This is a genomic window from Streptomyces sp. NPDC096311, assembly GCF_044763085.1.
Classification (GTDB): Bacteria; Actinomycetota; Actinomycetes; order Streptomycetales; family Streptomycetaceae; genus Streptomyces.
The window spans coordinates 120,738-142,617 of sequence record NZ_JBIWFN010000002.1; the positions used below are offsets into that span (position 1 = coordinate 120,738).

14 protein-coding genes are annotated in these 21,880 nt (G+C 69.7%); 9 read left to right on the top strand and 5 right to left on the bottom strand.

Annotated elements, in window-relative coordinates; all coding sequences use genetic code 11:
* Positions 1–99: 99 nt before the first annotated feature.
* Entirely contained in the window at positions 100–543 is a 444-nt protein-coding gene (locus ACIRA5_RS05165) for a hypothetical protein (RefSeq protein ID WP_352051947.1), read from the bottom strand.
* Between the two features lie 134 nt (positions 544–677).
* Between ACIRA5_RS05165 and ACIRA5_RS05170 the strand changes: the two genes are divergently transcribed.
* The 5 genes from ACIRA5_RS05170 (at position 678) to ACIRA5_RS05190 (ending at position 6,149) form a co-directional block, all read left to right on the top strand.
* Positions 678–1,214 (top strand): tetratricopeptide repeat protein, encoded by a 537-nt coding sequence (locus tag ACIRA5_RS05170; RefSeq protein ID WP_403687427.1) that lies wholly within the window; start codon positions 678–680, stop codon positions 1,212–1,214.
* Between the two features lie 48 nt (positions 1,215–1,262).
* Positions 1,263–3,179: a hypothetical protein gene (locus tag ACIRA5_RS05175; protein ID WP_403687430.1), complete on the top strand. Its 1,917-nt coding sequence runs from the start codon at positions 1,263–1,265 to the stop codon at positions 3,177–3,179.
* 251 nt (positions 3,180–3,430) lie between these two features.
* Complete coding sequence (locus tag ACIRA5_RS05180; RefSeq protein WP_403687432.1) at positions 3,431–4,339, top strand: metal-dependent hydrolase; 909 nt, start codon at positions 3,431–3,433, stop codon at positions 4,337–4,339.
* Positions 4,336–5,388, top strand: a complete 1,053-nt coding sequence (locus ACIRA5_RS05185) for a PDR/VanB family oxidoreductase (RefSeq protein WP_403687435.1) — start codon at positions 4,336–4,338, stop codon at positions 5,386–5,388. Before ACIRA5_RS05180 ends, ACIRA5_RS05185 begins: the two co-directional genes overlap by 4 nt.
* Positions 5,389–5,444: 56 nt before the next feature.
* The gene (locus tag ACIRA5_RS05190; RefSeq protein ID WP_403687437.1) at positions 5,445–6,149 is read left to right on the top strand and encodes a TetR/AcrR family transcriptional regulator; all 705 of its coding nucleotides are present in this window, start codon (positions 5,445–5,447) and stop codon (positions 6,147–6,149) included.
* A gap of 3 nt (positions 6,150–6,152) precedes the next feature.
* Here ACIRA5_RS05190 and ACIRA5_RS05195 read toward each other — a convergent pair whose 3' ends face one another.
* The 4 genes from ACIRA5_RS05195 to ACIRA5_RS05210 form a co-directional block, all read right to left on the bottom strand.
* Positions 6,153–6,512 carry a 5-carboxymethyl-2-hydroxymuconate Delta-isomerase gene (locus ACIRA5_RS05195; RefSeq protein ID WP_403687439.1) on the bottom strand — a complete coding sequence of 120 codons (360 nt, stop codon included), beginning with the start codon at positions 6,510–6,512 and terminating at the stop codon, positions 6,153–6,155.
* Between the two features lie 27 nt (positions 6,513–6,539).
* A complete protein-coding gene (locus ACIRA5_RS05200) occupies positions 6,540–8,159 on the bottom strand; it encodes a SpoIIE family protein phosphatase (RefSeq protein WP_403688570.1) in 1,620 nt (539 codons plus the stop codon).
* Between the two features lie 69 nt (positions 8,160–8,228).
* Positions 8,229–13,637, bottom strand: a complete 5,409-nt coding sequence (gene pulA, locus ACIRA5_RS05205; protein ID WP_403688572.1) for a pullulanase-type alpha-1,6-glucosidase — start codon at positions 13,635–13,637, stop codon at positions 8,229–8,231.
* A gap of 169 nt (positions 13,638–13,806) precedes the next feature.
* Entirely contained in the window at positions 13,807–15,867 is a 2,061-nt protein-coding gene (locus ACIRA5_RS05210; RefSeq protein WP_403687441.1) for a carbohydrate-binding module family 20 domain-containing protein, read from the bottom strand.
* 220 nt (positions 15,868–16,087) lie between these two features.
* Here ACIRA5_RS05210 and ACIRA5_RS05215 point away from each other — a divergent pair, with 220 nt between their 5' ends.
* The 4 genes from ACIRA5_RS05215 to ACIRA5_RS05230 all read left to right on the top strand — a co-directional run bounded on the left by ACIRA5_RS05215 (position 16,088) and on the right by ACIRA5_RS05230 (position 21,854).
* Positions 16,088–17,470, top strand: coding sequence for an alpha-amylase family protein (locus tag ACIRA5_RS05215; protein ID WP_382238470.1), 1,383 nt, complete (start codon positions 16,088–16,090; stop codon positions 17,468–17,470).
* 273 nt (positions 17,471–17,743) lie between these two features.
* Positions 17,744–19,033, top strand: a complete 1,290-nt coding sequence (locus tag ACIRA5_RS05220; RefSeq protein WP_403687443.1) for an extracellular solute-binding protein — start codon at positions 17,744–17,746, stop codon at positions 19,031–19,033.
* Positions 19,034–19,937: 904 nt separating this feature from the next.
* Positions 19,938–20,936, top strand: coding sequence for a sugar ABC transporter permease (locus tag ACIRA5_RS05225; protein ID WP_352051956.1), 999 nt, complete (start codon positions 19,938–19,940; stop codon positions 20,934–20,936).
* 12 nt (positions 20,937–20,948) lie between these two features.
* Complete coding sequence (locus ACIRA5_RS05230; RefSeq protein ID WP_403687446.1) at positions 20,949–21,854, top strand: sugar ABC transporter permease; 906 nt, start codon at positions 20,949–20,951, stop codon at positions 21,852–21,854.
* The last annotated feature ends 26 nt before the right edge of the window (positions 21,855–21,880 follow it).

Sequence of the window (21,880 nt, forward strand, 5' to 3'; positions counted from 1 at the left end):
TTGTTTTTGTGACTACCCCGTCTGGGGGGCCCGCCTCGCCGCGGGGGGGGGGGGGCACCCCCCCCCCCCGCCCTTCTGCGTGTGTGCCGTACGTGCGGCTCAGCCGCTGTGGGAATGCTGGTGGTGGTCGGTCCCGACCTCCATGTCACCGCCGAGCGTGCCGCGCAGCTCCGTGACCACCTTCTGGTCGGCGACGGCGACCCACTTGGCGCCGACGAGGTAGAACCCGCCGTAGTCCTTCGCATCGTTGATCCACTCGCGCTGGCCGCGGTCGGTGGCGAAGGTCGCGAGGACGAACTTGCCGTCGGTGTTCTTGCAGATCGCCTGACGGATCTCGTCGGCATCCGTCTGTATGTCCGGCTTGCACTTCACCTCGGCCGCCAGATCCTCCAGACTGCCGGTCGCGGTGGCCGGGACCCGGTCGGCCGAGTCGCTCTTGGTTCCTCCCCCGCCCGACCCGCCGCAGCCGGTCAGCGCCAGCAGAGCCGCGGCCGCGACGACCGCAAGGCCGTGCCCGCTCAGCTTTTCGCGTGTCAACCTCATACGTTCCTCCGGTACCTGTCGGCGCCCACGCCGTCGAGAGCCCCGGCGAGGGCCCTGGTCTTCGATACGGCTGCGGCGCGCCAAGTGCTCAATCTCCCCCGTTACGGACGGAAAGGCATCCGGTGGGAATGCCGATGCCGCAACGGGCACGTGTGTGCGAAGGTGTGGCCGTGACCGAAGACTGGGAAGAGCGTACGGCGGCGGCCTGGGCCACGTTCGACGACTATGAAGAAGCGGACGCGGCGGACTTCAGGGCGGTGATCGACGCGCTGGTCGCCGAACTGCCCGCGGACAGCCCCGTCGGCCCCTTCGAGCGGGCCTGCGCCTGGGACTCCACCGGCCACTCGGACCAGGCGGTACCGCTGTACCGGGAGGCGCTCGCCCGCGGCCTCGGCGGCTACCGCGCCCGCCGCACCAAGATCCAACTCTCCAGTTCCCTGCGGAACATCGGGCAGGCCGAGGAGGGCGTCAAGCTCCTCACTCCCGAACTCGACGCCCCTTCCGACGAGTTGGACGATGCCGTACGCGCCACCCTCGCGCTCTGCCTCGCCGACCTGGGCCGCGAACGCGAGGGCCTCTCGCTGGTGATCGCCGCTCTCGCGCCCCATCTGCCGCGCTACCAGCGGTCCATGGCGAACTACGCGCGGTTGCTCGTACCACCCGGGGAGTAACTCTCCGGAGCCAGGTGACCATCCACCGATTCGCTCGTTTTGCTGAACGTGCAGTCACAGGATGTAGCCCCGCGCTCCGCAGCCTCCCCAGGACCGGTCGTCGACGTCGAGCAGGCCGAGGCCGCTCTCGTCGAGCACTACCCGCGGCTCGTCCGGCTCGCCTATCTGGTGCTGCCGCCGAGCCTCGGCCGCAACCGACGGGTGCTGACCGCGCACGCCCTCACCCAGCGCGCCCTGCCCCGGGGGCGCACGACCGCCACCCTGATCCCGGCCCAGGCCACCGGCCGCGACGGCGACCCCGGCTACGCCCTCGTCCGCCTCAAGGTCGTACGTACGGCGCTGGAGGCGGGGGTGCCGCTGCGGCGCGCGGCCTGGCCCAAGCGGTCCCAACTGCCTCCGTTGCTGCCCCAGGTGTGGGGCCTGAGGCTCTTCCCGCGCTCGGGCGGCGCCGACGAACTCGCCCTGGACCAGCGGCTGTCGGCCCTGTCCAGTCCCGCCCGCGCGGCGTATGTCCTGCGCGGCCTGGAGAAGCTGCCCGACCCCGACGTGCGCAAGGTACTGACGGCCGCGGGCGTCGACGACCCGGGCGCGGCGCTCCAGGAGGCGGGCGGTGTCGAGGCCAGGGACGCCCTGCTCCTGTCCCCCGAGTTCGACCCCTGTTCGCTGCACGCCCGGCCCACCGACCTGATGCGGCGCAGACAGCACATGAAGGCCGCGCTCGCCGCCGGCGTCGCGGCGGCCGTCTGCGGCGCGCTGCTCGCCCTGCCCAGCGGTGGCTGGGGACCCGACGGCGCCGCCGCCCCGTCGTACGCGCAGAACCCGGCCGCCGAGGCCGCTCTCGACCCCGGGAAGGTGACGCGGGTCGCCCCGACGGCGTGGCGGTCGTCCGCGCGCACCGACTTCTCCGTGTGGCCCGCGCGCGGCAACCTCGCCGGGGACACCGCGCTGCTGCGCCGCGCGCTCGCCGTCTGGGCCAGGCCCGGCGAGTCCGTGCAGGTCTCGGCGACGCCCGGCACTCCCTCGGGTGCCCCGGCCGGACCGCCGCAACTGCTGTACGCCGGTGATGCGGACCAGGCGCGCGTGGTGCTCTTCTACGACGGACTGCGCATCGCCCGGTACGCCGAGTCGCGCGCCGACACAGGCGGCGCGGCCCTCGACTTCGCCCGGGTCGACGGCGCGACCGGGGCCGAGGCGGAGGCGCTGGTCCTCGACCGGGCCGACGGCAACGTCCGCTATCTGACCGCCCCCTGGGTGACCAGGGCCGCCGAGCGCGACCTGATGAAGCCGACCGCGGGCCCGACGCCCCTCACCCTCTCGGCCGAGGGTGTCAGCACGCCGCTGGCCGGTCCCGCCCCGGCCGGCACCTGCACCTCGTGGAACGTCATGGAGGTGACCGACACCTCGGGCCCGCACCTGCTGACCGATCTCGGCGAGCTGATCCCGGCCCATCTCACCTCGGGGCCGCCCGCGACACCCCACGAGGCCGCGGGCCCGGCGGCGCTGCGCAACTGGGCGCCGTTCGCCTGCTCCCTGGCCGCCGTGCGCTCCCAGGGCGTGCGGACCGTGAACGCCTGGCAGTACGCGCAGCAGCCGCTGCCCGACGCGAGCGGGCAGGCCGCCTGGGTGTGCACCCGGGCCGACACCTGGCGGGGCGACGGCACCCGTGTCCTGGCCCAGTTCCACACCCCGGACGGGGCGTACGGCGCCATCGCGGCGAAGGCCGAGAACTCGCCCGCGTGCGGCAGCCGTGACCCCCATGTGCTGGCGGGCGTGCTGTGGAAGTCGGGCACGGGCGACTGGTACCTCCTCGCGGCGGGCAGCAAGGACACCGCCTCGATCAGCACGACGGGCGGGGTGAGCGGGTCGGCCCGGGGCGCGCTGCTCGCCGTACGGACGAAGCGGGGGGATCAGGCCGGACTGAAGGGCACCCTGACGGACGGACGGGCGGTCGACGGACTGCGCTGAGCGCTCCGCCGGAAGTGCCGGGATGTGCCGTCGGTCGTCTGCGGCGCCGTCGTGGCTGGTCGCGCCCACGCGGCGGAGCCGCTCAATGTCACGGCCCCGCGCCCCTTCAGGGCGCCGACGTACCGCGGCGGACTTCGTTCGGCCCGCTCAGGTCCTGTCCGGCCCGTCCTCGGGTGTCACGGCCGGCCCTCGCGTCAACAAGTGGGCGCACAGGGGTTCTCCCGACCCCTACCCGTCAGTACATTGACGGCATGTCTAACAAGCATGCCGCCCTGCCGCCCCGGCCGGTCGAGTCCGAGCGGATACCGCTCAAGGCGCGGAAGGTGTCGTTCTCCTGGGAGGACACACCGCTGCACTGGGTGCCGGGTGAGCCGTTCGCCACGCACACCATGAACGTGCTGCACCTGCTGCTGCCGGCCGGTGAGCGCTGGTTCGTGCACGTGTACAAGCAGGTACTGCCCTACATCCGGGACGAGCGGCTGCGCGCGGACGTCATCGGGTTCATCGGACAGGAGGCGATGCACTCGCAGGCCCACGACGAGGTACTCCCCCACCTCAGGGAACTCGGGCTCGACCCGACGCCGTACACCGCGCAGGTCGACTGGTTCTTCGAGAAGCTGCTCGGCGACCGCACCCTCCCGCCGGGCAGGGCCCGCAGATGGTGGCTGATGGAGCGCGTCGCGATCATCGCGGCGATCGAGCACTACACCGCCTTCCTCGGCGACTGGATCCTGAACGCCGAGGAGCTGGACCGGCGCGGCGCCGATCCCACCATGCTGGACCTGATGCGCTGGCACGGCGCGGAGGAGGTCGAGCACCGGTCCGTGGCCTTCGAACTCTTCCTCCACGTCGACGGGAGCTACCGGCGCCGCGCCCGGACCTGGGCCACGGCCTTCACCGCCCTGGTCTTCCTGTGGCAGCGCGGGGCGCGGTTCTTCATGGAGAACGACCCGACCCTCACGGCGGGCAGGGCGAGCTTCAAGGACTTCTACCTGGGCGGGAAGCGGGGTGTACTGCCGTCGACCGGCGACATGCTCAAGTCCATTCCCCGCTATCTCAGCCGCACCTACCACCCCTCCCAGGAGGGTTCGACCGAGCAGGCGGTCGCCTATCTCGCCTCGTCACCGGCGGCGACGGCTGCCGAGAGGAGAGCCGGATGACGCCCCGGCTGCGGACCGTCGTCGCCGTCGCCGGTACGGCCCTGCTCGTCCGGCGGGCGCTGCGCCGCCGGATCGAGGTCTCGCCGCTGTGGCCGCTGCCCGCCCTGGAGGAGCCGATCTCCGGCCGGCCGCGCTCCCGGGCGCTGCGGCTGCTGGTCACCCGGCACGAGCGGGTCGCCGACGGGGTCGTACAACTGCGCCTGGAGGGGCACGGTCTGCCGCGCTGGGAGCCCGGCGCCCACCTCGACCTCGTCCTGCCCTCGGGGCTCGTACGGCAGTACTCGCTGTGCGGGGACCCGGAGGACACCTCGTCGTACACCGTCGCCACCCGGCTGGTCGAGGACGGGCGGGGCGGGTCGCGCGAGGTCCACGAACAGCTCGGGGAAGGCATGGAGGTCGAGGTGCGGGGGCCGCGCAACCGGTTCCCCCTCGCGCCGGCGCCCGCGTACGTCTTCGTCGCGGGCGGCATCGGGATCACACCGATCCTGCCGATGCTGCGGGCGGTCCAGGACCACGCGGAGTGGCGGCTGCTGTACGGCGGCCGGTCGCGCGCGTCGATGCCGTTCCTGGAGGAGATCGGGAAGCTGCGCGGCGGCCGGGTCACCGTCGTGGCCGAGGACGAGGACGGACGGCCGGATCTCGACGCGCTGTTCGCGGACGTGCCGGCGGGCGCGGCCGTCCACTGCTGTGGCCCCGAGGGGCTGATGGAGGCGGTCGGACGCCGCCTGCCCGACGGTGCGGCGCTGCACCTGGAGCGGTTCACGCCGGGCACCTCCGCCGAGGGCAACGGCGCCTTCGAGGTCGAACTGCGGCGCAGCGGACGTACGGTGAGCGTCGCCGCCGACACCACCGTGCTCGCCGCCGTACGCGCCGAACTGCCCGACACCGCCTACTCCTGCGAGCAGGGATTCTGCGGAACCTGCCAACAGCGCGTGCTGGAAGGGGAGATCGAGCACCGCGACGAACTGCTCACCGACACGGAGCGTGGTGACTCGATGCTGATCTGTGTGTCGCGGGCGCTCGGTGATCGCCTCGTGTTGGACATGTGAACGACCATGGCCGGACCGGCCCGTTCGGGGCCGGATCCGATCGGTAAGGTGTTCGTATGACAACCGGGGTACGCCGCAGGATGGGTGTCGAGGAGCGGCGGCAGCAGTTGATCGGCGTCGCCCTCGACCTCTTCAGCCGACGCTCACCCGACGAGGTCTCCATCGACGAGATAGCCGCGGCCGCGGGTATCTCACGGCCGTTGGTCTACCACTACTTCCCCGGCAAACTCAGCCTGTACGAGGCGGCGTTGCAGCGCGCCTCGGACGATCTCGCGAGCCGTTTCGTGGAGCCGCACGAGGGCCCCCTGGGCTCGCGGCTGCTGCGGGTCATGCGCCGCTTCTTCGACTTCGTGGACGACCACGGGCCCGGTTTCTCGGCGTTGATGCGCGGCGGTCCCGCGGTCGGCTCCTCCAAGACCAACGCGCTTGTCGACGCGGTGCGGCAGGCCGCCTACGTCCAGATCCTGTCGCATCTGAAGGTCGAGGACCCGCCCGCCCGCCTGGAGCTGGTGATCCGCTCCTGGATCTCGCTCGTCGAGTCGACGGCGCTGATCTGGCTGGACGGGCGGCGGATTCCGCGCGGCGAGCTGGAGGTGCAGCTCGTGCAGGACTTCGCGGCGCTGGCCGCGGTGAGCGCCACGCAGGACAAGGAGCTGGGCGAGCTGCTGCGCCGGGCGCTCAAGGGCGACCCGGGCGACGGGCCGTTCACCGACCTCGCCGTCCGGTTGATCGCGCTGGCCTCACCCCCGGCCGCCGCATAGCGGTTACTGCACGTACTTCCGGTACGACGGGTCGAGCTCGCGCACCTCGGCGGACACGTGCAGCGTGCGCCCGTCGGTGGGTTCGACGTGCTTGCGCAGCAGCTCAAGGGTGGCCTCGGTGAGCTTCGCCTTGGTCTCCTCGGTGCGGCCGGCCAGCAGGGCGAGGGTGACATGCACGATGGCGTGCGCGTCCGGGTCCGCCTCCGCTCCCACCACCTCGTCCTCGGTGCGCAGCGTCCGCGTCTTGCACGCCTCGATCTTCGCGGCGGCGGTCTCGACGACCACCGGGTGCAGCGCGAGGGCGAAGGCGCGCCAGTCGACGTGGTCGAGAGCCGGGGAATGCTCGACGGTGATGTTCGGCATGGGCACTCCTGTTCTAGGGTTTCCCGGTCACCCTAGCCGCAGCGCCAGCAGTGCGATGTCGTCCTCGCGGTCCCGGCCGAAACAGTCGAGCAGGGTGTCGCAGAGGGCGTCCAGGCCGGGCAGGGCGCCGGTGGCGGCGGCGCGGAGGTGCTCCATCGAGACCGCCAGATCGGTGCCCCGGGTCTCGATCAGGCCGTCGGTGACCATGAGGAGCCGGTCGGTGGGTTCGAGGAACAGCTCCGTGGGCGACGGGTGGGGCAGGCCCACACCGAGCAGCGGGCCGGCGGCCTTGGAGTAGTCGGCGCCCCCGTTGTCCCGGATGATCAGCGGCGGGATGTGGCCGGCGTTGGCGATGCGGGTGCGTCCGGTGGCGGGGTCGACCAGGACCAGGCAGACGGTCGTGGTGATGCCGGGGTGGTAGCGCTGGAGCATCCGGTCGAGGCGCTCGGCGAGCACGGCCGGGTCGCTCTCCTCGACGCTGTAGGCGCGCAGCGCGTGCCTGATCTCCACCATGACGGTGGCCGCCTCCAGCGAGTGCCCGACGACGTCGCCGACCGCGGTGAGCACGCCCTCGCCGGTGCGCAGGGCCGCGTAGAAGTCGCCGCCGATCTCGGTCTCCGCGGACGCGGGCACATACCGGACCACGACGTCGACGCCCGGCAGTTCGGGCAGCCGGTGCGGCTGGGGCAGGAAGCTGTGCTGGAGGGTGAGGGCGACGTGCCGTTCGACCTGGTACATGAGCAGTGGTTCGGCGGCGAGCGCGGTGGCCTCGGCGAGCCGGGCCAGCAGGGCCTCGTCCTCGGGACTGACCCGGCGCACCCCGCGGGTGGGCGTGGCGAGGCACACAGAGGCCCGGCCTTCCTGGATGGGGATCAGCGCCAGGCGGGCGTCGTGCTGCACGCCCGGCCGGAAGAACCCGGCCGGCCACAGCGGCGCGGGCACCGTGGTGATCTGGACGCCCGACTGCCCCCGGGTGAGCCGTCGGAGCAGTCCGGCCACGGACCGGTGGGCGCCCTCGTCGGGCATCGCGAGCGAGGTGCGGTCCCGTGAGGTGCCGCGGTACAGCTCGTCGTCCGGGCCGAGGACGAAGACGGCGGCGGGAGAGCCGGTGAGCCGCGCGGCGCCGTCGGCGGCGGCGTCGGCGAGTTCCTGCGGGGAGCGCGCCGTCTGGATGGCGACGACCGTCTCCGCCAGCCGGGTCAGCCGCCGTGCCAGCGCCTGGTCGTCGGCCCTGAGACGGGCGGCGCGCACCGCGGCCCGGACCACCGCGTCGATCTCCTCGGGCTCGGCGGGCACCGTCAGATACGCCTCGCCGCCCACGTCGAGGCCCCGGCAGCGGTCACCCGCGTCCACGGCGGCGGCCGAGAAGTGCACGACGGGCAGGCCGGCCATGTGGGGCCGGGCCTTGAGCCGACGGCACAGTTCGAAGCCGCTCATGTCCGGCAGGTCCACATCGACGAGCGCCACGTCGGGCAGGGTGCCCTTGCGCAGCCGTACGTCGAGTTCGACGAGCGCCTCGGAGCCGCTGGCGACCGGGACGACCTGGTGACCGGCGCGGCGCAGCACGGCGCTCATGGCGTACCGACTGGCCGCCACATCGTCCACGACCAGCACGGTCGTGTCTGTCCGCTTGCCGTTGACTTCCATCTGCCAGCCCTTGGACACGCCGGTGGGACAGACCGGGTTCGAGGTCTGCCCCACCAAGGTAATGCCCTTTCAGGAGGTCCGGGAGAATACCGCCACAGTGCGCCCCGGAACGGCGAACGTGCCCGTTTTCCCCTTGTAAGAGGAGGATTTGACGATAAGGTCGGCGCCCGCCGCCTGCACCGGGTGCAGCGCGTACGCCGTCCCGGCCAGGGCGCCGATCGTCTGCTCCTGTGCGGTGGGAGTCGCGTTGAAGACGACGACGAGGTCGCCGAGTTCCATCGTGATCACGCCGGGCGTCTCGTTTTTGCCGGACAGCGGGAAGGAGAGCTTCGACTGCACCTGCCCGGCGGTGGACAGCGAGAAGACGCTCTCGGTCGTACGGATCCGCTCCAGGTCCTGGTACGCGGCCGAGCTGCCCTCGATCTGCGGGCATCCCACCTTGACGGTGCTCAACAGGGGTGTGGCGTAGGGCCACTTGGACGCGTTGTCGGCCGCCATCGGCAGTCCGCGTCCGAAGCCGTTGCCGTCCCGGCAGTCCCAGTGGATGGCGTTGAACCAGTCGCCGCTGTCGAACGAGTTGCGGTCGAGGGACTTGGAGCGCAGCAGGTCGGAGCCCGCCTGGGAGAGCGACGGGCCCTGGGAGAGGGCGGCGGTCGCCATGGCGAGGACCTGCATCCGCGCCCGGTCGTCCGCGCCGGTCGTGGCGGGCAGCTTGTAGGTGAGGGCGTCGTACAGGGACTCGTTGTCGTGCGCGTCGGCGTACGCGAGGGCGTCACCCGGTGCCGCCGCGTATCCGGCGGGCTGACCGTTGTAGTCGACCTCGGAGCCCTTGACCTCCTTGCCGTCGGTGTCGGTGAAACGGTAGGTGGCGAGGTTGCCGCTGAGCCCGATCTTGATGAGGTCCTGGTAGTGCAGCAGCCGGGCCTTCTGTTCGGCCGAAGTGCCGTTGGCCGTCGAGGAGTTGGGGTCGGTGTACAGCCCCGAGGCGAAGCCCTGGACGCCGGGGTCGGAGTCGAAGGGGCTGCCGCCGCGCACCGCGTCACGCGCCCGGTCGGAGAAGGTCGCGATACCCGTGCCGGCCATGTTCTTCTGGGTGGCCTGCACGAAGCGGGCGTCGTCGGCGACCTCGCCGAAGTTCCAGCCCTCCCCGTACAGGATGATCTTCTTTCCGTCGACCCCGTCCTTCGCGAGGGTCAACGCGTCGAGGGCCCCCCGGACCGCCAGGATGTTGGCCTTGGGGTGGTGCCCCATGAGGTCGAAGCGGAAGCCGTCGACCTTGTACTCCTTGGCCCAGGTGACGATCGAGTCCACCACCAGCTTGCCCATCATGGCGTTCTCGGTGGCCGTGCCCGCGCAGCAGGTGGAGGTGGCGACGGACCCGTCGGCGAGGAGCCGCTGGTAGTAGCCGGGCACGATCCTGTCGAGCACGGAGGTGTCCGCCTGACCACTGGCGGCCGTGTGGTTGTAGACCACGTCCATGACGACCCGCAGGCCGTCCTCGTTCAGCGACTTGACCATCTGGCGGAACTCGACCGTACGGCCGGTGCCGTCCGGGTCGCTCGCGTACGAGCCCTCCGGGACCGTGTAGTGGTACGGGTCGTAGCCCCAGTTGTAGGCGTCCTTCGCGGCGATCGCGGCGACGCACTCCTGCTGCTTCTGGGAGTCGGCGGGGTAGGAGGCGAGGTCGCAGCCGGTGGTCGCCTGCTCGGACTTCCTCTCGGGGACGGTGGCGATGTCGAAGGCGGGCAGGAGGTGGACGTACGAGGTGCCGGACGCGGCGAGGGCCCGCAGGTGCCTGGACCCGTCGCTGTTCTTGTCGGTGAAGGCGAGGTAGGTGCCCTGGTCCTTCGCCGGGACGGTCTTGTCCGCCACCGAGAAGTCCCGGATGTGCAGCTCCTGGATCTGGGCGTCCCGCAGCGGCACGGCCTTGGGCTTCTTGAGGGAGGACCAGCCGCTCGGGGCGAGGGACTTGTCCTTCAGGTCGACGACGAGACTGCGCTCGGAGTCGGCGGTGAGGGCGAGCGAGTACGGGTCGGTGACCTTGTTGGTGACGACCTTGCGGACGGTGGGCGCCCACACCTTCACGACGTACCGGTAGGGCTTGTTCCGCCAGGACTTCGCGCCGGTGACGGACCAGACGCCGGTCGTGTCGTTCCTCTTCATGGCGACCGTGGAGCCGTCGAGCTCCAGCGCCACGCTCTGCGCGGTCGGCGCCCACACGGCCAGCGTGGGACGACCGTCACGGAACGTCGGACCCAGCTGTGCCTCGGTCGCGTCGTACAGATCGTCCAGTACGCCGGCGATCTGGACGCCGGTCGCCGCGAGCACGGCACCGTTCGCGGCCCGCTGGGAGGCGACGATCTGACCGTTCAGGGCCTCCTTCACCCGGCCCCGGTCGCGCGGGTCGACGGACCAGGCGGTGTAGTCCTTGAGGTGCGGGAACGCGGCCTTCTGGGCGTCGGTGAGGGTCGTCCTGGAAAGCCGGAGCCAGCGCTCGTCGTCGCTGGTCAGCGTCCCGTCCTTGACCGCGATCGAGCCGTCGTGGGAGTACAGCAACTGGGTGGAGGCCGCGGCCTCGGAGCCGTTCCAGGCGACCGTGTTCCGGTCGATCCAGACCGCCTTGGAGGTGGTCGGGTCGAGCGCGGCCGCGCTGCCCGCGGGCTGCGGGAGCAGATACTTCTCCTGCCCGTTCACCAGCCACACCTCGTGGCCGTTCGCGGTGAGGTCGAGCGACTGGTCGGTCGGGAGATCCTTCTCGTCGCCCTTGTGGAGGATGTAACTGAGGCTGGTGGCACCCGCGGTGAGCGGCACCTCGAAGACGGCGCCATAGGCGTCGGTCCTGACCGGTTCCAGGGGCTTGGACCAGTCCGTGGGTGTCGCGGCCCCGGTCCAGACGTGCAGTCCCCAGCCGGTGTAGTCGCCGTCGGCGCGGTGGTAGTGCAGTACGGCCTTGGTGGTGTCCTGCGCCGGGTAGTCGGGCCGCTGGGTCTGTACGGCCTCCTTGCCCTGCTCGACCCAGACCTCGCCCGCCTTGGTGACGTCGATCGTGCGGTCGGTGGCGACGTCCTTGTTGCCGTCCTTGTCGATGACGAGGAAGCCGACACTGGAGGCGCCGGGCTTCAACTTGACGTAGGCGAAGGCCCCGTAGGCGTCCCGGCCGATGAAGTCGTGGCCCGCGGGCCAGGTCGTCGACTCGCCGTCGGCGAGGTCGCCCCAGGCGTACAGCCGCCAGTCGGTGTAGTCGCCGTCGGTGCGCTTGTAGTGGACGATCGCGTAGTCGCGCGAGGAGGCGGTGGGGACTTCGGGGGCGGGCGGGGTCCCGGTGGTGCTCGTGGCCGTCGCACTCGCGGTCCGCCCGGCCGAGTCGACGACCACCGCCTTGTAGCGCAGGGCGGTTCCAGCGGGTACGTCCTTGCCGATGACCTGGGTGACCTTGTACGGGGCGTGGTCGGCGGAGCCGAGCGTCCGCCACTTCCCGCCTCCGACCTGGGCGGCGAAGACGACACGGTCGAGCGAACCGCCGTTGACGTCGGCGCCGAGCTCGACGGTGCCGGTGGCGCCCGCGTCCGGCGCCTTCAGGGTGAGCGAGGGCTTCGCGGCGGGGGCGCCGAGCGGGCGGGCCGCCTTGAGGACGACGGCGGAACCCGCCGGGACGGTGACGGTGACGTTCTTGCCGGCGTCACTCGTCAGCCGGGACGAGGTCCCGTAGATCCCCTGGAAGGTCATGTCGGCGGAGCCGGTCGCGAAGGTCGCCGTCTTCGCCTCGCCCGCGTTGTTGAGGGCGACGAGGTACTCGGTCTTGTTGCCGCCCGTACGGGAGAAGGCGTAGATGCCCGCCCCGTCGGCCGCGTACCGCTCCGTCTGCACCCCGTCCGCGAGGGCCGGGTTGTCCTTGCGCAGCTTCGAGAGAGCGGCGATCTCCTTGTAGAGCGGCGCACTCGTGTCGTAGGCGTCGCTCGCATGCGTGCGGTCGGTGCCGAGCTCGTCGTCGTCGAGGTAGTCGGCGACCTTGGAGGCGAACATCGTCTGGCGGGCGTCCTTGTCGCCGCCCGCACCGGTGAAGCCCTGCTCGTCGCCGTAGTAGACGACCGGGTTGCCGCGGCTGAGGAACATCAGTTCGTTGGCGAGCTCGTCCTTCTTCACCAGCTCGGCATCGGTGGCCTTCGGGTTGTCCTGGTTCAGGAAGTATCCGATGCGGCCCATGTCGTGGTTGCCGAGGAAGGTGACCTGCTCGTACGCGTTGGCCTTGTCGGTCGTGTACTTGTAGTCGTCACCGAAGACCGAGGCGAGCTTCTTGGCGCTGCCGCCCTGGGAGGCGTACGAGCGTGCCGCGTCCTGGAAGGGGAAGTCGAGGGTGGCGTCGAGCCGGCCCTGGGTGACGTACGGGGAGGTGATCGACGTGTCGGCGGAGTAGACCTCGCCGAACATGAAGAAGTTCTTCCGGCCCCGCTCGGCCGCGTACGCGTCCAGCGCGGTGGCCCACTGCGTCCAGAACTCCATGTCCACGTGCTTCACGGTGTCGATCCGGAAGCCGTCGACGCCGAAGTCCCTGACCCACTTCTCGTAGATCTTCTCCATGCCGCTGACGACCTCGGGACGCTCGGTCCACAGGTCGTCCAGGCCGGAGAAGTCGCCGTAGGTGGTGGACTCGCCGGCATAGGTGGAGTCGCCGCGGTTGTGGTACATCGTCGGGTCGTTGAGCCAGGACGGCACCTTGGCGTTCTTCTTGGCGGCGGGCACGACGGGCGTACGGGGGAAGGACCCGGCGCCCACGGACGGGAACCCGGCGCCTCCCGCCGCGTAGTCGGCGTCGTCGAAGGGCTTCCCGTCCTTGGTCAGATACGGGAAGGCACCCTTGGAGAGGTAGTCGTAGGACTTCTGCTCATAGTCGACGACGTCGGCGGTGTGGTTGGTGATGACGTCGAAGAAGACCTTCATACCCTTGGCGTGCGCCTTGGAGATGAGGGTCGCGAGGTCCTTGTTGGTGCCGAAGTGCGGGTCGACCTGGGTGAAGTCGGTGATCCAGTAACCGTGGTACCCGGCCGAGGCGTTGCTGCCCTCGCCCTGCACGGGCTGGTTCTTGAAGATCGGCGCCATCCAGATGGCGGTGGTGCCGAGCCCCTTGATGTAGTCGAGCCTGCTGGTCAGCCCCTTCAGGTCGCCGCCCTGGTAGAAGCCCTTGTCCGTGGGGTCGTACCCGGTGGCGAGGCGCGAACCGGTCAGCCCGCCCCGGTCGTTGGACGTGTCGCCATTGGCGAAACGATCCGGCATCACGAAGTAGAACTGCTCGCGGGTGTCGTCGTGCCGGGCCGGCTCGGCGGCGAGCTTCGCGTCCGAGGGCGGCGCGGGCGGGGTCTGCGCCCGCGCCGCGATCGGCTGGAGGAACGCTGCCGCGAGGGCGGCCACGGCGACGGCGGCGATTCTTCGCCGGGGTGGGGTGCGGCGGCGCGCCCCGGGCGCCGGCCATCTCGGTATCAGGGCCACAGGCGTGAACTCCTAGTGAATACGGCTCAGTACGGCTACGGCTCGAACAGCTCGTCCGGACCGGCTTCAAGCCGAGACACGGCCTCGATGCCGGGCGACCGGCGCGACGGTATCGCCCACGCAAGCCTTACAGCAAGAGTCTTGAAACTCTGAGCAAGAACTTTCAGTGCCAGGTGTCGCTGACGCTGTAACCCGTTCCCGAGCCGGTGCTGTAGGCGCGGTTGGCGCCGGACTCCCACGTCACGTTTCCGGAGGAGTCCTTCTTGATGTACTTGTACGCGAACGACGTCGACTTGGGCACGATGACCAGTCGGCCCCAGTACGGGTACGACGCCGAGGACAGCGGGATCGCGTCGGCGGTGTTCCAGGAGCCGAGGGAGGGGAGGGAACCGACGACGTACACGTTGGTGCCGTAGTCGGTGGTGGCGTTGACTGCGAAGGTCACGTCCGTGGCGTCGGCGTCGGCCACGTTCCAGGAGTTGTCGACCTCGACCGCCGAAGTACCCGTCGTGAGAGCCCGGTTGGCGTTGGACTCCCAGGTGACGTTTCCGGACGAGTCCTTCTTTATGTACTTGTACTCGATGCTCGTGCTCGCCGGAACGGAGACGTCGGCCTTCCAGATCGGGTAGCCCGACGCCGCCAGCTTCACCGCGTTCGCCGTGTTCCAGCTGCCCAGCGCGGCGACCGAACCGACCACGTACACATCGGTGCCGGTGGTGGTGGAGGCGTACTCGTCGAAGGTCGCGGTGACGCTGGTGGAACCACCGCCGCCTCCGCCCCCACCGTCTCCGCCGCAGTTCACCGTGCAGATGTAGTCCGGGTCGTAGAAGGCGACCGCCGACTTCGCGGGCACGGTCAGGGAGGCCTTGCCGCCCGTGACGGTGACGGTGGTCGCGCCACCGTCGATCACGTTCGGGTACGTCCCGTCGGCCAGGCCCGTCGTGTACGTGTACGTGCTGGCGCCGGAGCTGTTGTTGATGGCGACGAAGCCCGCGCCACCCCTGCCGAAGCCGATGACGTTCGAGGACGGGGACTGCCAGTTGGCGACCGCGTAGCCGCTCGCCGCGTTGTGCCAGCCGATCATGCCGGAGACCGCGGTGTTGCGGTCGAGGCAGTACCAGCCGCTCGCGCAGGTGGTGTCGGTGACGAAACCGGCGGAGTTCGGCGGGGCCTCGTCGCTCTGGCTGAAGGTCCAGCCGGAGTAGACGGACGGGCGGCCGTAGCCCCGGGCCAGCTGGAAGACGTTGGCGAGGACCGCGGTGTCGCCGTCCTTGTAGCTGAGCGAGTAACCGTTGCGCTCGGTGTCGTGGTTGGTGACGAAGGTGTTGGAGTTGGCCTCGGCCGTCAGGCCCCAACTGCTCCCGAAGCCGGCCAGGTTGGCGATGTCGCCCTGGAACTGGGACTTCATCTGCGCGGCGAAGGTGAAGTCGAGGACGTCACCGGTGCCGTAGTACTCGTCCTGCGCGGGCGGGGTGCCGGGGTAGATCTCCTGGGTGATGTACGGCGCCGTGCCGGAGGTCGTGGTGTGCAGTCCGGCGACGATGGCGCTCAGGTCGGCGGCGTCGATGTGCTTGGCCGCGTCGACACGGAAGCCGTCGACACCCAGGTCGATCTGCTGGTTGAGGAAGCCGATGATCTTCGTGCGGACGCCGCTCTCGGCGGTGTCCAGGTCGGGCAGGCCGAGCAGTTCGCAGTGCTGGACCTCGTACCGGTCGGACCAGTTGGAGATGGTTTTCGTGCAGTCGTCGCTGTCGGCGGGGTCGTAGTCGGGGGTGTCGTACTTGTTGGTGATGACCGTGCCGTTGTAACCGGTGCCCGTCTGGGCGGCGGTGTGGTTGATCACGGCGTCCGTGTAGACCTTGATGCCGGCCGCGTGACACGTGTCGACCATGGTCTTGAACTGGGCCGCGGTGCCGAAGCGGCTGTTCAGGTTGTAGGCGTAGGGCTGGTAGACGTCCCACCAGTAGTAGTTCGTCTGCTTCAACGACTCCGCGGGCGGGGCGACCTGGACCGCCCCGTAGCCGGCCGGGTCGAGCACGTTCGTGCACTCGGCGGCGACCGACTTCCAGTTCCACTCCCAGAGGTTGGCGATCACATCGCCGTTGGGGATGCCGGTGTCGAAGACGGCGGCGTGGGCGGCCGGGGCGGGCAGCGCGGCGGCTCCGCCGAGGGCCAGCAGTCCGGCTGTGGCCAGGGGTAACGCCCGTGATCTGATCCAGCGCATGACGGCAACTCCTTGCGGGGGACGGAGGTGCGGGAATGCGGCCAACTGGGTTGCTGGGGAAGCAAGTTGACCGCGGTGCGAGAGTGGGCGCGGTCAAGGGGCCACGTCAATACACGCGTTGGAAGTTCTTTCGACATCTTGCTGAAACCCGAACCAACGGATAGCTTCCGTTCCCCCCACCCGCACGACGAAGTGCAGGAGCACCCACATGGCAGGAAACATGGCCAGGAAGACACTTGCCGCCTCGTTCGCCCTCGCGGCGGGCCTGGCGGTCTCGGTGGCCCTCCCCCCGGGTGTCGCGGCGGCTTCCCCGCCGGGCACGAAGGACGTCACCGCCGTTCTGTTCGAGTGGAAGTTCGACTCGGTCGCCAAGGAATGCACCAACACGCTGGGCCCGGCCGGTTACGGCTATGTCCAGGTCTCGCCACCCGCCGAGCACATACAGGGCTCGCAGTGGTGGACCTCGTACCAGCCCGTGAGTTACCGGATCGCCGGACGGCTCGGTGACGCGACCGCCTTCCAGAACATGATCAACACCTGTCACGCGGCAGGCGTGAAGGTCGTGGCGGACACGGTCGTCAACCATATGGCGGCGGGTTCCGGCACCGGTACCGGCGGCTCCTCGTACACGAAGTACAACTATCCGGGCCTGTACTCCTCGTACGACATGGACGACTGCACGGCGACGGTCAGCGACTACACCAACCGCGCCAACGTCCAGAACTGCGAGCTCGTCGGGCTCGCCGACCTGGACACCGGCGAGGAGTACGTCCGCAAGACCATCGCCGGGTACATGAACAGCCTGCTCGGGTACGGCGTGGACGGCTTCCGCATCGACGCGGCCAAGCACATCCCGGCGACCGACCTCGCCAACATCAAGTCGCGGCTGACCAATCCGTCGGTGTACTGGAAGCAGGAGGTCATCTACGGCGCCGGGGAGGCGGTCCAGCCGACCGAGTACACCGGCAACGGCGACGTACAGGAATTCCGGTACGCCTACGACCTCAAGCGGGTCTTCAACAACGAGAACCTCGCCTACCTGAAGAACTACGGCGAGGGCTGGGGCTATATGAGCAGCTCCGTCGCGGGCGTCTTCGTCGACAACCACGACACCGAACGCAACGGCTCGACGCTCAACTACAAGGACGGGGCGAACTACACCCTCGCCAACGTCTTCATGCTCGCCTACCCGTACGGCGCCCCGGACATCAACTCCGGCTACGAATGGTCGGACGTGGACGCCGGCCCGCCCAACGGCGGCACGGTCAACGCCTGTTGGCAGGACGGCTGGAAGTGCCAGCACGCCTGGCCGGAGATCAAGTCGATGGTCGCCTTCCGCAACGCCACCCGGGGCCAGTCGGTCACCGACTGGTGGGACGACGGCAACGACGCGATCGCCTTCGGCCGCGGCGCCAAGGGGTACGTGGCCATCAACCACGAGTCGGGCTCGCTGACCCGGACCTATCAGACATCCCTCGCGGCGGGGACGTACTGCAATGTCCAGAACAACACCAGCGTCACGGTGAACGGCTCCGGGCAGTTCACGGCGACCCTCGGCGCGAACACGGCGCTGGCGCTCTACGCGGGCAAGACCAGCTGCTGAGCGGCTTCCGCGAGCCGCGCGGAAGCCTGTAGCGAAAGCGCCGTATCGGACATACCCGATACGGCGCTTTCCTCTTTGCGACCTCTTTGCGACACCTTGCGGTAACGGGAACGTCACGCTTGCGGGATCTTGCGGAAATTTCCTTGCAACGTCTTTCGCAAGGACTTGCAGCGCTGTTAGTTTCCTCCCCAGCCCGGCGGCCGTCGATGGGACAGACGGCACCCGCGGTCCTCCCAAGGGAAGATCCGGGCAAACCCTCTTCTAGGAGTTCATATGCGACGTGGCATATCGATCGCCGCCGCGGTGACCGTCATCGCGCTGACCGCGACCGCCTGCGGTGGTTCCGACGACAACTCGTCGAGCAAGCCGAAGGCCGCAGGCGACATTTCCGGGACGATCACGTACTGGGACACATCGGACGCGGCGACCGAAGCCCCGACGTACAAGGCTCTCATCAAGAAGTTCGAGGCCAAGTACCCGAAGATCAAGGTGAACTACCAGAGCGTCCCGTTCAGCGACGTCGAGCAGAAGTTCAAGTCGGCGGCGAAGAGTGGCAAGGGCGCCCCGGACGTCGTCCGCACCGACGTCGGTCTGATGGCCGAGTACGCCTCGCTCGGTTACATCGCCCCCCTCGACGGCACGATCGCGCTGAAGGACACCTCGGACTTCAACTCGGGTCCGCTGAACACCACCAAGTACAACGGCAAGACGTACGGCGTCCCCTCGGTCACCGACACCCTGGGTCTCCTCTACAACAAGGACCTCCTGAAGAAGGCCGGCATCGCGCAGCCGCCGACCACCTGGGACGAGTTCATCTCCGACTCGAAGACCATCAAGAAGAAGACCGGGGCGTACGGCACCTACCTCAACCCGGACTCCTACTTCCTGCTCCCGCTGCTCTACAGCAACAACGCGGACATGGCCGACACCTCGGCCAAGAAGATCACCATCTCCGACGCCAACGCCGTCACCGCGATCACCACGGCGAAGAAGATCCAGGACGAGGCGTCGATGAAGGTCGACTACGCCAACGCCTACCAGAACATGCAGACGGCGTTCAAGACCGGCAAGGTCGCCATGCTGGTCCAGGGTCCCTGGTCGGTCAGCGAGGACCTGAGCGGCAGCGCCTTCAAGGGCAAGGAGACCAACCTCGGCTACGCGCCCGTCCCGGCCGGCCCCGGTGGCAAGGCCCAGGCGCCGACCGGCGGTCACAACCTCGCGGTCTACCAGGGCTCCAAGAACCTGGACGCCGGGTACCTCTTCACCCAGTTCATGACCTCGACCGACAGCCAGGTCGAGATCGCCAAGGGCACCGGCACGCTGCCGACCCGCAAGTCGGCGTACACGGCCGAGGTCACGGCGGACGCCAAGATCGCCGGCTTCAAGCCGATCCTGGAGCAGACCGCCCGTCCGCGCGTCGCGCTGCCGCAGGTCGGCTCGCTCTTCACGCCGCTCGCGCAGAACTACGTGAAGATCCTCCAGGGCAGCGAGGACGTCAAGACCGGTCTCGACGCCACCGCCAAGGAGTTCCAGAAGCTCCTGCCCGGCTACACCATCGGCTGACCGGGCAACCCCTGATCCACCGGTAACCGAAGAACGCGCAGCCCCGGGGAACGTTTTCCCCGCTGCCGCCCCGAATGGGGCTCCCCCGGGGCTGCGGTCACCGGTTCCCTCAGGACCACCGGCCCCACCGGCCCCCGGACCCAGCAGGCCCCGGACCCGGATCCCCGGACCCCGGGTCCACCAGGCCCCGGAACCCCGGAACCCGGACCCAGCAGGCCCCGGACCCGGATCCCCGGACCCGCCAGGCCCCGGACCCGGATCCCCAGATCCCGGACCCACCGGGCCCTGGACCCCGGATCCACCAGACCCCCAGGGCCCCGGCCCCGCGGGTCGACCGAGTCCCGGATCCCTGATCCGCAGGCCCGGGACTCTGGACCTTGGGCCCGCCGGATCCCTGGATCCATCAGGCCCCGGACTTCGGACCCCGGGCCCACGGGATCCCGGGCCCCTGGACCCGGGTTGACCAGACCCCCAGACCCTCAGACTCCCCGGACCCCGGGTCCACCCGCCCCTGGACCCCTGATCCACCAGACCACCAGACCCTGGCCACCCGAGCCTCTGGACCCAGGACCCACCAGCCCCAGACCTCGGATCCACCGGACCCCGGGCCCACAGACCCACCAACCCCCGGGCCCACGGACCCACCAACCCCCGGACCCGGACCCCGGGCCCACCGGCCCCCGGACCCACCGAGCCCCGGACAACCCCGGGCCTACCGACCCCCGGACCCACCGGCCCCCTGACCCACGGACCCCGGACTCCGGACCCCGGGCCCACCGAGTCCCGGATCCACCGGACCCCGGGTCCACCGGGGCAACGGGGCCAACGGGGTCGCCAGACCCCGGGGCACCAGATCTCCCCCGCCCCAGACCTCCGCATTTCCGCCGCGAAAGAGCCGATGAGGATGACGACCGCAGCGAGCACCGAGAAGACCGATCAGCCAGCGCCCGGCAAGAACGCCGCGCGCCCCCCACGCGTTTCGGCGCTCCGGCGGTCCTGGGACAAGTACTGGTACGCCTGGGCCATGGTGACCCCGGTCGCCATCGTCCTCACCGTCCTCGTCCTGTATCCGCTCGGGTACGGCATCTACCAGTCGCTGACCGACGCCAACGAGTCGAACGTGGCGTCCACCATCGGCGCCTTCCACCGCCCGGCCACGTACAAGTTCGTGGGCCTCGACAACTACTGGCACGTGTTGTCGGGCGCGGACAGCGACTTCTACCCGCGCCTGTGGTGGACGATCATCTGGACCGTGGTCGGCGTGGGGGTGATGGTCGGCCTCGGCATGGGCCTCGCGGTGCTCCTCAACCGCAAGGTCCGCTTCCGGGGCTTCTACCGCGCGATGCTGATCCTGCCGTGGGCGGTTCCGTCGTTCATCGGCGTCTTCGCCTGGCGGCTGATGCTCAACTCCCAGTACGGCGTCTTCAACGAGATCATCACCGCGTTCGGCCTGCCGGCCCAGGACTGGCTCGGCACCCCGCTCGCCCAGAAGGTCGCCGTCATCATGGTGAACGTATGGGTCGGCGTCCCCTTCAACATGGTCGCGATCCTGGGCGGTCTGCAGTCCATCCCCAAGGAGCTGTACGAGGCCGCCGAGATGGACGGTGCCTCCCCCTGGCAGCGCTTCGTGAACGTCACCTTGCCCGGCCTGCGTCCGGTGACCAACACCGTGATCCTGCTGGGCTGCATCTGGACGTTCAACATGTTCAACATCATCTACCTGCTGCTGGGCAACAACACGAGCGGCGACGCCGACATCCTCGTCACCTTCGCCTTCCGCAAGGCGTTCACCGGCGTCTCGGACTACGCGGGCGCGGCGACGTACGGGATCATCATCCTCGCCCTCCTGCTGGCCTTCTCGACCTTCTACCGCCGCAGCACCCTGAAGTCCGAGCAGGCGTAAGGAGCCCTCGCCATGACCGCAGCAACCCACGAGTCCTCCGCGACCGCCACCGCCGGCCGGTCCGCCATGGCCACCCCCCGCAAGGTGCGCGGCCGCGAGGAACGCAGCCTCGGCTCCTCGATCGCCCTGCACGGCACGCTGATCGTCGCCACGGTGATCGCGGCCTTCCCGGTGATGTGGATCCTGTTCATCTCGCTCGGCCCGAAGAACGCCTGGCAGCAGCCGAGCGAGGTGTTCTCGCACCTCAGCCTGCACAACTACAGCGATGTGCTGTCCCAGACGGACCTGCCGAAGTGGTTCCTGAACACCGTCGTCGTGGCGGGCGGCACCACCGTGCTCGGCGTCTTCCTCGCGGCGACCGCCGGATACGCCGTGTCCCGGATGAAGTTCCCCGGCAGCAGGCAGCTGATGTGGACCTTCCTGGTCACGCAGATGTTCCCCAGTATCGTGCTGATCGTGCCGCTTTACCTGCTTATGTCCGAGCTGAACCTGCTGGACAACTACCTCGGTCTGATCCTGGCGTACGCGACGACGGCGGTGCCGTTCTGCGCCTGGATGATGAAGGGGTACTTCGACACCATCCCCAAGGAGATAGACGAGGCGGGCCGGGTCGACGGGCTCACCCCGTTCGGCACGTTCTGGCGGCTGATCGTGCCGCTGGCCAAGCCGGGTCTCGCGGTGACCGCGTTCTACAGCTTCCTCACCGCCTGGGGCGAGGTCGCGTACGCCACGCAGTTCATGCAGTCCGACCACTACACGCTCGCCGTCGGCATCCGCACCTTCGCGCAGGACCAGCGGCCCGACTGGGCGTGGACCTCGGCCACGGCGATCATCATCACCCTTCCGGCGGCCCTCGTCTTCATGCTGGTGCAGCGCAGCCTGGTCTCCGGTCTGACGGCCGGAGGCACGAAATCCTGACGGCCCGCCCGCACTTAGCGGCCCCC